10 protein-coding genes are annotated in these 13,866 nt (G+C 64.1%); 2 read left to right on the top strand and 8 right to left on the bottom strand.

Translation table 11 applies throughout. From position 1 onward, the window contains the following. Positions 1–4 precede the first annotated feature (4 nt). The 7 genes from nhaC to DOM36_RS00370 form a co-directional block, all read right to left on the bottom strand. The gene (gene nhaC / locus DOM36_RS00400) at positions 5–1,411 is read right to left on the bottom strand and encodes a Na+/H+ antiporter NhaC (RefSeq protein ID WP_075568291.1); all 1,407 of its coding nucleotides are present in this window, start codon (positions 1,409–1,411) and stop codon (positions 5–7) included. Between the two features lie 422 nt (positions 1,412–1,833). Then, positions 1,834–2,235 carry a heme-binding protein gene (locus DOM36_RS00395; protein ID WP_075568290.1) on the bottom strand — a complete coding sequence of 134 codons (402 nt, stop codon included), beginning with the start codon at positions 2,233–2,235 and terminating at the stop codon, positions 1,834–1,836. Positions 2,236–2,308: 73 nt separating this feature from the next. After that, positions 2,309–3,583, bottom strand: coding sequence for a glycolate oxidase subunit GlcF (glcF, locus tag DOM36_RS00390; RefSeq protein WP_075568289.1), 1,275 nt, complete (start codon positions 3,581–3,583; stop codon positions 2,309–2,311). A gap of 15 nt (positions 3,584–3,598) precedes the next feature. Continuing rightward, entirely contained in the window at positions 3,599–4,762 is a 1,164-nt protein-coding gene (gene glcE / locus DOM36_RS00385) for a glycolate oxidase subunit GlcE (RefSeq protein ID WP_110640523.1), read from the bottom strand. Positions 4,763–4,814: 52 nt separating this feature from the next. Next, positions 4,815–6,314, bottom strand: coding sequence for a glycolate oxidase subunit GlcD (gene glcD, locus DOM36_RS00380; RefSeq protein WP_110640521.1), 1,500 nt, complete (start codon positions 6,312–6,314; stop codon positions 4,815–4,817). Between the two features lie 233 nt (positions 6,315–6,547). Continuing rightward, positions 6,548–8,245: an L-lactate permease gene (locus tag DOM36_RS00375; protein ID WP_110640519.1), complete on the bottom strand. Its 1,698-nt coding sequence runs from the start codon at positions 8,243–8,245 to the stop codon at positions 6,548–6,550. A 393-nt stretch (positions 8,246–8,638) separates the two neighbouring features. Further along, positions 8,639–10,990, bottom strand: coding sequence for an FdhF/YdeP family oxidoreductase (locus tag DOM36_RS00370; RefSeq protein ID WP_110640517.1), 2,352 nt, complete (start codon positions 10,988–10,990; stop codon positions 8,639–8,641). A 248-nt stretch (positions 10,991–11,238) separates the two neighbouring features. Between DOM36_RS00370 and DOM36_RS00365 the strand changes: the two genes are divergently transcribed. Together DOM36_RS00365 and DOM36_RS00360 are read left to right on the top strand one after the other, a co-directional pair. Then, the gene (locus tag DOM36_RS00365; protein WP_075568284.1) at positions 11,239–11,949 is read left to right on the top strand and encodes a glutathione S-transferase N-terminal domain-containing protein; all 711 of its coding nucleotides are present in this window, start codon (positions 11,239–11,241) and stop codon (positions 11,947–11,949) included. A gap of 128 nt (positions 11,950–12,077) precedes the next feature. After that, positions 12,078–12,764 (top strand): glutathione binding-like protein, encoded by a 687-nt coding sequence (locus DOM36_RS00360; protein ID WP_075568283.1) that lies wholly within the window; start codon positions 12,078–12,080, stop codon positions 12,762–12,764. Positions 12,765–12,838: 74 nt separating this feature from the next. Here DOM36_RS00360 and DOM36_RS00355 read toward each other — a convergent pair whose 3' ends face one another. Beyond that, positions 12,839–13,795, bottom strand: coding sequence for a D-2-hydroxyacid dehydrogenase family protein (locus tag DOM36_RS00355; protein ID WP_232823681.1), 957 nt, complete (start codon positions 13,793–13,795; stop codon positions 12,839–12,841). Positions 13,796–13,866: the final 71 nt, after the last annotated feature.

Raw genomic sequence — 13,866 nt, 5'->3', positions numbered from 1 at the left:
AAAATCAATGGGCGGGTTCGACATCGGTCTGCGGGCGTTGCCACATGGCGAAACCGGTGAAGCCGTAGAGCAGCGAAAACGCCATCACCAGCCAGTGGTACCAGAGGAAGGGCAGGTAGTCGGCGGTAGCGACACCGGTGGTGGTCGCCATGAAGACGGCGCCGCTGGTCCATGGAATCATCGGCGTGGAGAGCGTGCCGCCGGCCTCGACGTTGCGTGACAGCACCACCCGCGCAAGCCCCAGCCGGTCGTAGATGTTTCGGGTCATCGACGCGGCCGTGAAGATGGCGACATACGCCGCGCCGCCGAAGATCGTGCCGAAGAAACCGCAGGCCATGGTGGCGAGCGTCAGCCTGCCAGTGCTGCGGTGCACCATCTTCGTCAGCGCGTTGGCGATGGTTTCCAGCACGCCCAGACGTTCCATCAGTCCGCCGAGGCCCAGCGCGAAGATGACGATGGCGATCACCGGTAGCATCGACACCATGCCGCCGCGGTTGAGGATGCTGGCGAGGTAGCCGTCGCCGTAGTCGCCCTGATTGCCGGCATAGAGTGCAGTGACGGCCTGCAGCGGCGTACTGCCCTGGATTGCCCAGGCGCAGGTGACGCCGAGTACCGCACCGATGGCGATGACCGGCAGCGCCGGCTTGCGCAGGGCCAGCAGCACCAGTGTGGCGAGGATGGGCAGCAGCAGCCAGAGCGAGATCGAGAAGTGCGCGTCGAGCTGATTCATGACCGCATCGGCCTGCTGCATGTCGTAGTCGGCGCTGGAGAAGTGATTGCCGGCGATGGCGAAACCGACGGTTGCCAGGCTCACGCAAGGGACGCCGGTGTAGAGCATGGAGCGCACGTGCTCGATCAGCGGCACTTCACAGATGGAGGCCGTCAGCACGGTGGTATCGGAAAGCGGCGAGAGCTTGTCGCCCACGTAGGCGCCGGAGATGACCGCGCCGGCAACGACCGGCAGCGGCAGTTCGAAACCGTGGCCGATGCCCATCATGGCGATCCCGATGGTGCCGACCGCGCCGAAGGACGTACCCGTGACCAGGCCGGTGAGGGCGCAGATCAGAAACGCCGCCGGCAGGAACCATGCGGGGTCGATCAGCGACACGCCGTAATAGATGACGCTGGGAACGATGCCACCGGCGATCCAGCCGCCGATCAGGGCACCGACGGTCACGATGATCAGAACGCCTTCGAGCCCGCTGCGGATCCCGTCGAGCGCACCCTGCTGTAGCGAGTCGTAGGCGTGCCCCAACCCTTTGCCGATCGCGAACATGGCGAACCAGGCGGCAAAGAGCGCCAGCGCCACCGGAATCTTGAGGATCAGCACCGTCGACATGATGACGGCGAAACTGGCAAGGATCAGACAGAGGGCACCAGGCCCCGGTGGTCGGGCATTCCGTGAAGTCATTTCGCACCTCTAGCGTTCTTGAGCTTGTTATGTGTCGTGCTGTCCGAGATTGTATACAGCATACAAAGAGGTCGATTCAAGCGATAGCCGAAGCGCGTTAGCGTTAGGGCCGCTGCAACCGGCCAGCATCGAGACGAAAAAAAGCGGCCGAACGCGGCCGCTGGAGGGGAGAATCGGAACAATGAAAAGGTCAGTCGTGGCGCTTCTGTGAGTCGTGACGATCCTGACAGTGGTGCATGGAGAACGGCCCGGCTTATCCGCCGTGGCGACCGGACCTAGGCTATGTCTGAAAAGTACTGCGCTTGCTCATACGGTGTTAAAAATCGGATGGTGCGCCAGTCCGATCAAGATGCTCATTGACATCCCGGAAACTGGTACGCCAGCCCGGTCTTGCCTTCGCTCGTCGACTTTTCAGACAAAGCCTAGCCGACAGCTTCGACACCGGCCTTGGCAACCTGGACGTCCTGGTCCGGTTTCACTCCCGATACGCCGACACTGCCGATCACGTGGCCATCGTGAATGACCGGCACCCCGCCGGCCAGCAGCGCCGTCATCGGGGCGGTCACGAAGGCGGTGCGGCCATTGTTGATCATATCCTCGAAGACTTGGGTCTCCTTGCGCCCGATCGCCGCGTTGCGCGCCTTTTCGGTGGCCACGCCAGCGCTGAAAGGCGCGGCGCCATTCATGCGACGCAGGCCGAGCAGATGGCCGCCGTTATCGGCGACGGCGATGGTGACCGCCCAGCCTTGCGCTTCGGCTTCGGTCTGCGCGGCATCCAGGATGGTGTTGACGTCGGTGAGTTCGAGTGCGGCTTGGGTAAACATCAGGGTTCTCCTGTGAGGAATCCGTTGGGTTATGGTCAACGATCAAGCGTTATGGGAGGACTGGCGCCTGGTGTCAGGCGGTGTCCAGGCATTCATCCACCAGTTCGATCCAGTGGCGTACCGGCGTGCGTCCGGCGCCATTGAGATGACTCTGGCAGCCGATATTGGCGGTGACGATGGTATCCGGCGCTTGCGCTTCCAGCGCGTCCAGCTTGTTGTCGCGCAGCCGCTTGGCCAGCGTCGGCTGGGTGATCGAATAGGTACCGGCGGAGCCGCAGCAGAGGTGCGAGTCCTGCACCGGGGCGAGCGTGAACCCCAGCCGCATGAGCACGCCTTCGACGGCTCCCCCCAGTTTCTGCGCATGCTGTAAAGTGCACGGGCAGTGAAACGCCAGCCGTGCTGCCGGATGGCGCGTGCCCAGCGCTTCCAGATCCTCCTCCCGCAGGATCTCGACCAGGTCCTTGGCCAGCTCGCTGACGCGCCTGGCCTTGGTGGCATACTCGGGGTCGTCGGCCAGCATTTCGCCATACTCCTTGACGAAGGCGCCACAGCCGCTGGCGGTCTGGACGATCGCTTCCACGCCGGTTTCCCCGGGGGCTCCTCCGTTTTCGATCAGCGGCCACCACGCATCGATATTGGCACGCATGCGTTCGCGCCCAGCGGCCTGGGCATTGAGGTGAAAGTCGATGGCGCCACAGCAGCCGGCTTCCCGGGCCGGCTTGACACCGATACCCAGCCGGTCGAGCACCCGTGCCGTGGCGTCGTTGGTGTTCGGCGCCAGCCCTGGCTGCACGCAGCCTTCCAGGATCAGCATCTGGCGGTCGTGGCGGGCAGGGTCGGGGCGTTGTTGGCGATAGGGTTGCCGTTGCGGCTGGCGGGCCGGAATCTTGTCGCGCAGATCCTGTGGCGCCAAAGGTCGAAACGTCTGGCCCAGGGCCAGCAGGGCCTGAAAGCGCTTGGGTTCGACCAGCGCCGTGCGCAGGCCCAGTCGCATCACGCGCTCGCCGGGCCGGCGACCGACTCGGCGGTCGATCTCGGCACGCCCGATATCCAGCAGTTTGTGGTATTCGACGCCTGAAGGGCAGGTCGTCTCGCAGCTGCGACAGCTCAGGCAGCGATCCAGATGCAGCTGAGTTTCCTCGGTGATCCGGGCATCGCCGTCATCGCTCTCCAGCAGCTCCTTGATCAGATAGATGCGCCCGCGGGGACCGTCGCGCTCGTCACCCAGCAGTTGATAGGTTGGGCAGGTGGCATTGCAGAAGCCGCAGTGCACGCAGGTGCGCAGAATGCGATCGGCCTCGACAATATGAGGCTTCGTGCGGGCGGCTTCGGAGAAATGGGTCTGCATGGGATGGAAGTCTCCTCACCACTCGGCGTAGAGCCGGCCGGGATTGAAAATCGACTGAGGATCGAGTCGGTTCTTGAGCTGGCGGTGATACTTGGCCAGCACCGGCGCCAACGGCGTGAACGGTGACGCGCCGCTGGCATCGGGCGTGAAGCGTGTGGCGTGACCGCCGACCGCGATGGCGGCCTCGTGAATGTGGGCGTCGGCCTGCGGGTCGCCCTCGACACCGCGTCCCTCGGAACCTTTCAGCCAGCGTTGGGCACCGGCCCAATCGACGAGCCAGTCGCCCTCGAGCGCCGGCGTGCGGGCCAGCGCCGGCAGCGACAGACGCCACAGGGTGGCAGAAGTCTCGAGCGCGTCAGCGAAGAAGGGCAGCCGCTGCTCGCGAAGTTGTTCCCAGAACAGCGGCTCTTCCGCTTCACCGCCAAGGCGCTGACGCGTGGCCGTCACCGAGCCTTCGCCGCCCTCGAGTCTCAGGTGCAGCGTCTGGCCATCATGAGCGGCACCGGTGATCGGCAAGGGTTCTCGACCCCAGGCCGTCAACCGATCGAGCGCTTCGGCCAGCGGCAGTTCGAACCGCAGGCAGGCGCGTGCCTGGGGCAGCGGCAACACCTTGAAAGAGATCTCGGTCAGCACCCCGAGCGTGCCCTGGGCGCCGACCATCAACCGCGAGAGATCGTAGCCGGCAACGTTCTTCATCACCTCGCCGCCGAATCGCAGCAGCTTGCCCTCAGCGGTAATGACGCGAACGCCGAGCACGAAATCGCGCACGGCGCCAACCCACGGGCGGCGGGGGCCGGAAAGTCCGGCGGCGACCATGCCGCCCACCGTGGCGTTGTCACCGAAGTGCGGTGGTTCGAAGGCGAGGCGCTGGCCGTTGTCGGCGAGCACCCGTTCGAGATCGCGAAGCCGAGTGCCGGCGCGCACGGTCGCTACCAGTTCCACCGGATCGTAATGCACGATGCCGTGGTGGCCGGTGGTGGAGAGCGACTGCGCGGCATCGACCTGGCGACCGTAGAACGCCTTGGTGTCGCCGCCGACGATTCGCAGCGTGGCTCGCTCGGCCTGGGCGCGCGCGACCTGCTCGCAGAGCGCCTCGCTATCGTCGTTGCCCGCCAGCGCATCCGGCCCGGGTTCGTCCGCCGGGGTGTATTCCGGCCGCTGATCCTGCAGATGAGTCATGGGCGTGATTCCTGTTTCTGAAGCGGCGTGGCGCTATGCCTCGTATCAGAGCTCAAAATCTGGGCAGCTCGGGATGCGGCAGCTCACCGTGATGCACGTGCATGGCACCGAATTCGGCGCAGCGGGCCAGCGTCGGGATGTTCTTGCCGGGATTGAGCAGGCGACGCTCGTCGAAGGCGGACTTCACCGCATGAAACAGGGTGATCTCGTCGTCGGCGAATTGCGTGCACATCTGGTTGAGCTTCTCGCGGCCGACGCCGTGCTCGCCGGTAATGGTGCCGCCCGCCTCGACGCACAGCTCGAGAATCTTGCCGCCGAATGCCTCCGTGGTCTCGAGCTCGCCCGGCTGGTTGGCGTCGAACAGGATCAGCGGGTGAAGATTGCCATCGCCGGCGTGGAAGACGTTGGCGACCCGCAGTCCGTAATGCGCGGACAGTTCGTTGATGCCCTTGAGCACGCGCGGCAGTTCACGCCGCGGAATGGTGCCGTCGATGCAGTAATAGTCCGGCGACATCCGGCCCACGGCGGGGAAGGCGGCCTTGCGGCCGGCCCAGAACAGCTGTCGTTCGGCATCGTCGCGCGCGAGCTGGATCTTAGTCGCGCCAGCGGCATTGAGCAGATCGCGAACGCGCTCGCAGTCGGCCTGCACGTCGACCTCGACGCCGTCCAGTTCGCATAGCAGGATCGCCTGAGCCTCGACCGGATAGCCGGCGTGAACGAAATCCTCGGCGGCGCGAATCGCCAGGTTATCCATCATCTCGAGTCCGCCGGGAATGCAGCCAGCGGCGATGATGTCCCCGACTGCTCTGGCGGCCAGCTCGACGTCGTCGAAGCAGGCCATCAGCACCTTGGCCACTTCCGGCTTGGGCAGCAGCCGCACCGTGACCTCGGTGATCACCCCGAGCATCCCCTCCGAGCCCATGAACAGCGCCAGCAGGTCGTAGCCGGGAGTATCCAGCGACTCGCCGCCGAGGGTCATGCGCTCGCCCTCGATGGTGACGATCTCCACGCTCAGCACGTTATGGACGGTGAGGCCGTACTTCAGGCAGTGCACGCCACCGGCGTTCTCGGCGACGTTGCCGCCGATCGAACAGGCGATCTGCGACGACGGATCGGGGGCATAGTAGAGACCGAAAGGCGCCGCCGCCTCGCTGATCGCCAGGTTACGCACGCCGGGCTGAACGCGGGCGATGCGGGCATCGGCATCGACGCTGAGGATCTTGTTGAAGCGGGACATCACCAGCAGCACGCCTTTTTCCAGCGGCAGCGCACCGCCGGAAAGCCCGGTGCCGGCGCCGCGTGTCACTACCGGTACATGATGCTCGTAGCAGACCCGCATCAGCGCCTCGACCTCGGCCAGCGTCGTGGGCATGGCCACCAGCATCGGCACCACGCGATAGGCCGACAGGCCGTCGCACTCGAACGGTCGCAGGTCCTCCTCGCGATCGAGCACCGTCAGTTGGGGAGCGACCGCCAGGATCGCCGCCATCAGCGCCGATTTGTCGACGTCGGCGATATCGCCATCGATGCGCTCGTCATAAAGCAGTTCCATGGCCTCTCCTGGGTGCTGATCTTGCATCGGGTGCGGCTCGGGAAAACGATTTTGTGGAAGCGCTTTCCACATCGGTGATCCGACCATTCTGTGGAAGGTCTTCGGCAGCGGCTATTAGCCAAAAGCCCAACGAAAGGAAAAGTGGTCAGACCAAAAGGGTGGCAATGGCGCGACTCCCGACCGTGGCCGGGAGTCCTCGAGCGTTAACGCCTGACGTCGATCGCGCTGTCTGGTCATCCGCCCATGAGCGGGTCGTTGAAGCCGAACACATAGAACGCGAGCAGCCCTATGATCCCCGCGAACAGGCAGTAGTAGATCGTCGGCAGGATCGTCTTGCGCAGCGTCGTGCCTTCCCGACCGAGCAGTCCGACGGTGGCGGAAGCCGCAACCACGTTGTGAATCGCGATCATGTTGCCGGCAGCGGCGCCCACGGCCTGCAGCGAGATCATCATCGCGGTGGAGACGCCCAGCACTTCGGCGACATTGAACTGGAACGCCGCCAGCATCAGATTGGAGACGGTGTTGGAGCCGGCAATGAACGCACCGAGCGCACCCACCGCCGGGGCGAACAGTGGATAGATCTGACCCACGCCATCGGCGACCAGCTGGGCCATGGCGACAGGCATCGAGACCAGGTCGGACTCGTTGACGCCCGAGTTGATCAGGATCCGCACCATCGGAATCGTGAACAGCAGCACGAAACCGGCGCCGAAGATGGTCTTGGAGGACTCGGCAAAAGCGGCCTTGACCTGGGGGGCGCGCATGCGATGCAGGAAGATCGTGCAGATGACGGCGATCAGGATGATGCCGCCGGGCAGATACAGCCATTCGACGCTACCGGAGACGCCTTGTTCGCCGAGGATGTTGCTCCAGCCGGTACTGATCGATGACAGGCCCGCCTTGACCGAGGGGATGGTGCGCGAGATCACCAGCAGGATGGCGACGATGACGTAGGGCATCCAGCCCCGCAGCGTCGACATCGGCGCACGGCCGGCGACATCGTCGACCTTGATCTCGATGGTGCCGATCCATTCTGCCGGCCATTTCGAGCGCTCCGGGAAGTCCCAGGTATCCTTGGGCAGCAGGAAGCCCTTGCGCGCCGCCGGGACCACGATCGCCAGCCCTATCAGGCCGCCCAGCAGCGACGGGAATTCAGGTCCCAGGAAGACGCCGACCAGCATCGAGGGGACCACGAAGCTGACGCCGACGAACAGCGCGAACGGTGTGATCGACAAGCCTTCGGTCCAGGATCGGTTTTCGCCGAAGAAACGCACCATCACGATGACCAGGATCAGCGGCATGAAGACACCGATGATCCCGTGGGTGACGACCACCTCCGAAGTGATCAGGCGGAAATAGGTCTCCCAGGTCGAGCCGTTGGTGGTGAGCTGATCGGCGATCGCTACCTGATTCACGCCACCGGTGACACCCACCACGATCGGGGTGCCGACGGCGCCGAACGAAACCGGCGTCGACTGCAGCATCATGCCGACCACCACGGCAGCCAGCGCCGGGAAGCCCAGTGCCACCATCAGCGGGGCGGCCACGGCGGCCGGCGTGCCGAAACCGGAGGCACCCTCGATGAAACAGCCAAACAGCCAGGCCACGATCAGAGCCTGCACACGACGGTCCGGACTGATGCCGGAGAAGCCGTTGCGGATCGCCATGATGCCACCCGAGTGCTTCAGCGTGTTGAGCAGCAGGATGGCGCCGAAGATGATCCACAACAGCGAGACCGTCATGATCAGCCCCTGCAGCGTCGAGGCCAGCACCCGGGTGCCGGTCATGTCCCAGGCCAGCAGCGCGATCAGCACTGCAACGACGAATACGATCGGCATCGCCGTCCGTGCCGCCATGCGGAAACCGATCAGCAGGACACCGGCCAGCACCAGCGGCAGGAAGGCAAGCAGAGAGAGAAGCGTGTGATCCATATCGAGAGCCCCTGTGTCGTTGTTATCAGTGGGAGGTCGCCGGTAGCCATCGCGACCTGACGATGGCGCTTGCCGGATCGCCGGCCGATGTCGATATTCTTCCGCTCGATACTCAGGCGTGGCGATTGACTCGGAAGATAACCACAGAACGGGTCACTGCCAATCGTGGTTAATTGGTCAGACCTTTATGGGGCGGGACATGGGATCGCTTTTCAAGTCCTTGAACGGAAAAGAGTTAGGAGCCTATTGGCGGGGGTGGAAACGGGGGCGGTTGGCGGTGGCGCTGCGACTAATGGACATCGCCGCCTCACCGGAACGGCGAGGCGGCGACGGTGTCGAGGCAAGAGAGGGCCCGGCCACGGGGTGCGGTGAAATGGCCCGGCGACAGAACCGTCAGCCGGTGGCGAGCACGCCGGTCTCGGCTTCGACCTGCTCGGTGGACATCAACTCGAGCGTCACGGGAATCGACTTGCCGGCGATGGTGTTGCTCTGCCGATCCCGATTGGCCAGCGGAATCAGATCGTTGACCTCCGGGTAGTAGGCGCCGAGACAGTTCTCCGGCAGGTCGTAGGCGATGATCTTGAAGCCCGAGACCTGGCGTTCGATACCGTCGTCGCTCACCGCCCTCAACGTGACCCGGTTGCCGGCTTGGAAACCGTGCTTCTCGATGTCGGCGGGGTTCATCATCAGTACCATGCGGGTGCCGTAGATATCCCGATAACGGTCATCCAGGGAGTAGACCGTGGTATTGAACTGATCGTGCCCGCGGATCGACAGCAGCTGGAAGTGGGTGTCGCCCGGTTCGGAGGCATCTTCGGTGAGATGGTCGTCGGGGAACAGGAAGTGGGCCTTGCCGGAGTCGGTCTTCCAGATCCGGTCGCGGGCGGCGATATCGAGATGGAAGACGCCTTTTTCCCCCAGGCGCTGATTGAAGTCGTAGAAGGTATCCGGCTGCGTCGCTTCGATCCTGTCGCGGATGCGGGCGTAATCCTCGGCGAGCCACTCCCAGTCGACCTTCGGGTTGGGGGCGAACGTCGCCTTGCCGAGGCCGGCAACGATGGCGATCTCGGAGCGCAGATGCTCCGACGCCGGCTCCAGGGCACCCTTGGAGCCCTGAACGTTGCACATGCCGTCTTCGATGGTAATGGTCTGCTCGACGCCGGCCTGGATGTCCTTCTCGGTGCGCGCCAGCGCCGGCAGCAGGTAGGCCGCCTTGCCGTGTATCAGATGGCTGCGATTGAGCTTGGTGGCAATCTGGACGGTGAGCGGGATGTCGCCCACGTGGGCGGCGACACGGGCCTGGTCGGCGATGGCGCGGAAGAAGTTGCCGCCCATGCCGAGAAACGCATCGACCTCGTCACGCAGGATCGCCTCGCAGCAGAGCGACACGTCGTGACCGTGCTCGCGCAGACATTCGATCCCGAACACCTCGTCCATCTTCGCCAGGAATGCCTCGCCGGACTTGTGAAAGATCCCCACGGTGCGATCGCCCTGGACGTTGGAGTGGCCACGAACCGGGCAGGCGCCGGCGCCGCGCCTGCCGATATGACCGCCCATCAGCAGCAGGTTGAGAATCTGATGGACGTTGTCTCCGCCGCGGATGTGCTGGGTGATACCCATGCCCCAGCAGCAGATCACGCGCTCGGATCGCATCCAGGCCCGGGCGGCTTCCTCTATCGCCGCACGTTCGAGCCCGCTGTGGCGCTCGATACGCGCCCAGCTCAGGTTGCGGCAGTGATCCGCGAACGCGCTGAAGCCATCGGTGTGCATCGCAATGAAATCGTGGTCGATGACACCCTTGGCGCCGCTGGCACGAGCCTCGTCGTCGACATCGAGAATGTGCTTGCAGATGCCCTGAATCGTGGCGATATCGCCGCCGATGCGGACCTGGTGATATTGCGAGCTGATCGGCACGCCGTGGTTGGTGAGCATGTCCCTGGGCGTCTGCGGGTTGGCGAACTTGACCAGCGCCCGTTCGCGCAGCGGGTTGAAGGTGATCACCTCGGCGCCGCGCAGGCGCGCCTCGTGCAGCAGCCCCATCATCCGTGGGCTGTTGGTGCCGGCGTTCTGGCCGAACAGGAAGACGCAATCGGCATGTTCGAAATCCTCCAGCACCGTGGTTGCCTTGCCCACGCCGATACTTTGGGGCAGGGCCACGGTGGTGGTCTCGTGGCACATGTTGGAGCAGTCGGGAAAATTGTGCGTGCCGAGCATGCGACCGTAGAGCTGCCACAGGAATGCCGCCTCGTTGGAGGTGCGCCCCGAGGTGTAGAGCTCGACTCGCTTCGGGTCGAAGGCGGCGACGCGCTCGCCGATCTCGCGGAAGGCAGTCTCCCAGTCGATCGGATCGTACTTGTCGGTCGCCGGGTTGTAGCGCATCGGGTGCGTCAGCCGCCCTTGCTTCTCGAGGGCGTGATCCGACCAGCCGTGCAGCTCGGAGACGGTGTGCCTGGCGAAGAATTCCGGCGTGGTCCGCGCGGCCGTTGCCTCCCAGGCGACCGCCTTGGCGCCGTTTTCGCAGAACTCCGCCGGGCCAGGCTTTTCCGGATTGGGCCAGGCGCAGCTCGGACACTCGAACCCGCCGTTCGGGTGATTGATCTTGAACATCAGGCCGTTGCCCTTGAACGGCACCTTCTCACGCAGGAAATGCGACTCGGTGGCCTGAATCGACTGCCAGCCGCCGCCCGGCGCATCGTGTTTGCCCTGCTTGCCATGCAACTCGTCATCCTTGAGTCGGCGTACCATGATCTACTCCTTCGTGACCGATCCGAGGTGGTAAACCCGCCGTGCTCCTGTCTGAAAAGTCCTGCCTGAAAAGGTGACTCGCAGGCTCACGGTATGACTGCTATCCGTAACAGTATGGCAACGATTTCCGATTTTCGCCGACGCGATGTGGATCGTCAGCGTGCGCGTTCAGGGTTTGACGACTCACGCTCCCTTGGACATGCTGCGACCACTGCAGCGTGACAGCCGTATCTGACGAGGAGTGTGACATGGGCCGTAAGATGTTCGATCTGTGTGGGCGCGACGAGCGTCTGCGATTCTCTCCCTACTGCTGGCGGGTCAAGTATGCGCTGGCGCATAAAGGGCTCGATTGCGAATTCGTGCCGTGGAAGTTCACCGACAAGGAGGCGATCGCCTTCTCCGATCAGACGAAGGTGCCGGTATTCGTCGATGGTGACCAGACGGTCGTCGACAGCTACGAAATCTTCCGCTATCTCGATCGCGTCTATCCGGACAAGCCGCTGCTGGGAGGCGAGACGGCCGAGGCTCGGGCAAGATTCTTCAAGTTCTACGCTGAGCGTTCGCTGGCGCCGGGCGTCATGCGCACCATCCTGATGGACGTATTCAACGCCGTGCATCCCGACGACCGTGACTATTTCCGTACCACGCGCGAAAAGGCGTTCGGCCGCACGCTGGAGGAGATGCACTCGCCGAGCCAGGGGCTATCGATGCTCGACAAGGCACTGGAGCCGATGCGCGGTCGACTGGAAGAATCGCCGTTTCTGGAAGGCGACGAAGCGGGCGCATCGGACTATCTGGTGGTGGGCGCGTTCATGTGGGCGCGGGTCACCTCCGCGGCCGATCTGATCTCCAACGCCGACCCGGTCTACGCCTGGTTCCAGCGAATGCTGGATCTGCATGGCGGCGTCGGCCGCAATGCCACACGGATCGTCGATATCGACGGCGGCTATGCCAACTGATCGCGAGCTTTAGCCGATCGAGCAGGCGCTTTTGAACGGCGCGGGGCGATGTCGGAAGACGCCGCCTCGCGCAAAGCCTATCCTGACAGCATCCGGCTTACCGCCGGGCGTCACGACAGGAGCCTGTGATGATCGATCTCTACTACTGGACGACCCCCAACGGTCACAAGATCACGCTTTTTCTCGAGGAAGCGGGTCTCGATTATCGTATTCATCCGGTCAATATCGGCAAGGGCGAGCAGTTCACGCCTGAGTTTCTCGAGATCGCCCCCAACAACCGTATTCCCGCGATCGTCGATCGTGCGCCGGCCGATGGCGGTCAGCCGCTGTCGCTGTTCGAATCCGGCGCGATCCTCGAATATCTGGCCGACAAGAGTGGCAAGTTCCTGCCCAAGAGCGGGCGCCAGCGCTATCGCGTGCTGCAGTGGCTCAACTGGCAGATGGGCGGGTTGGGGCCGATGGCGGGCCAGAACCATCACTTTCGCAACTACGCGCCGAAGAAGATCGATTACGCCGTCGAACGCTACATGAACGAGACCTCGCGGCTTTACCGCGTGCTGGACAAGCAGCTCGACGATAACGATTTCGTCGCCGGCGATGATTACTCCATTGCCGATATGGCGATCTGGCCGTGGATCAAGCCCTACGAGAAGCAGGGCATGGACCTGGAAGACTATCCCAGCCTGCAGCGCTGGTTCGAGCAGATCGGCCAGCGCGAGGCGGTCAGGGTCGCCTACGCCAGGGCGGAAGAGATCAATCCGCAGAACAACGTGGAAATGACCGACGAGGCGCGCAAGCACCTGTTCGGGCAGTAGCGCCTGCGCCACGACGCCAGACTTGGCGATATCCACGACAACCCCGGCCTCGGCCGGGGTTGTCGTTTTGCGCTCTAGCCGGCAAAGAACTCCCGGACCTGGCGAAACGCGGTCGAGAAATAGAGCTCGTAGGTGTCCTTCTCGACGAAGCCGATATGCGGGGTCGCCAGCACCCGGGGATGGGCCTGGTAAGCGTTGGCACCGGCGGGCTCGTTCTCGAATACGTCCAGCGCGGCCGCCCCGGGACGCCCGGCATCGAGGGCGTCGAGCAGCGCACCGGGGCGGATCAGCTCGGCACGGCTGGTGTTGACCAAGAGCGCATCGGCGCGCATCGCGGCAAGGTCCGCCGGCGTGATCATGCCTCGGGTATCGCCATCGAGCTTGAGATGCAGGCTGATCACGTCGCAGCGGGCAAGGAAGGCGTGACGATCGGGCTCGAATTCGACGCCCATTTCGAAGGCACGTCCGGCGCTGCTTTCCCGACCGTGTGCGACGACGTTCATGCCGAAGGCCTGGGCGTAACCGGCAACCAGATTGCCGATCTTGCCCAGACCCCAGATGCCCAGCGTACGCCCGTGGACGGTGTGGCCCAGCGACTCCGCCTCCAGGAGCTGGTTGGTGCGCTGCCAGTCACCCTCGGCCTGTCGGGCGAGATAGCCGCCCAGACGCCGACAGCCCGCCATGATCAGCAGCCAGGTGAGCTCCGCCGGCGCGATTGGCGAGCCGCCACCGTCGCGTACGGCGATATCCAGTTCCTGGCAGGCCTCGACATCGATGGCCGAGGAGAGTCGCCCGGTCTGGACCACCAGCTTGAGATTCGGCAGCTGCTCAAGCAGTTCGCGGGTCAACGAGGTGCGTTCGCGGATCAGGATGATGGCGTCGCTGTCCGCCAGGCGGGCGGGCAGCGCCTGGTCGTCGAGATGTCGATGTTCGATGTCCAGGCGCACATCGCTGCCGTCGAGTTCGTGGGCGGCATCGAGAAAGGCACAGCATCCCTGATAGTCGTCCAAGACCGTGACCGTTATCGACATGACTGATCCCTCGAAATGATGGCGTTTGCGCATTGTTGGCACTTTCGCCATCGGCTGTCGAGTCGCTTTCA

This window comes from Salinicola sp. CPA57, assembly GCF_003206035.1.
Lineage (GTDB): Bacteria > Pseudomonadota > Gammaproteobacteria > Pseudomonadales > Halomonadaceae > Salinicola > Salinicola socius.
The sequence above is the reverse complement of the archived record's forward strand: the minus strand, read 5'-3'. Positions and strand labels throughout refer to the sequence as shown.

Bases quoted from the DNA above. Each gene is read 5' to 3' on its own strand.
- DOM36_RS00360 (WP_075568283.1), top strand. From the start codon at position 12,078: ATGATCGATCTCTACTACTGGACGACCCCCAACGGTCACAAGATCACG.
- nhaC (WP_075568291.1), bottom strand. From the start codon at position 1,411: ATGACTTCACGGAATGCCCGACCACCGGGGCCTGGTGCCCTCTGTCTG.
- DOM36_RS00355 (WP_232823681.1), bottom strand. From the start codon at position 13,795: ATGTCGATAACGGTCACGGTCTTGGACGACTATCAGGGATGCTGTGCC.
- DOM36_RS00395 (WP_075568290.1), bottom strand. From the start codon at position 2,235: ATGTTTACCCAAGCCGCACTCGAACTCACCGACGTCAACACCATCCTG.
- DOM36_RS00365 (WP_075568284.1), top strand. From the start codon at position 11,239: ATGGGCCGTAAGATGTTCGATCTGTGTGGGCGCGACGAGCGTCTGCGA.
- glcE (WP_110640523.1), bottom strand. From the start codon at position 4,762: ATGACTCATCTGCAGGATCAGCGGCCGGAATACACCCCGGCGGACGAA.
- DOM36_RS00370 (WP_110640517.1), bottom strand. From the start codon at position 10,990: ATGGTACGCCGACTCAAGGATGACGAGTTGCATGGCAAGCAGGGCAAA.
- DOM36_RS00375 (WP_110640519.1), bottom strand. From the start codon at position 8,245: ATGGATCACACGCTTCTCTCTCTGCTTGCCTTCCTGCCGCTGGTGCTG.
- glcD (WP_110640521.1), bottom strand. From the start codon at position 6,314: ATGGAACTGCTTTATGACGAGCGCATCGATGGCGATATCGCCGACGTC.
- glcF (WP_075568289.1), bottom strand. From the start codon at position 3,583: ATGCAGACCCATTTCTCCGAAGCCGCCCGCACGAAGCCTCATATTGTC.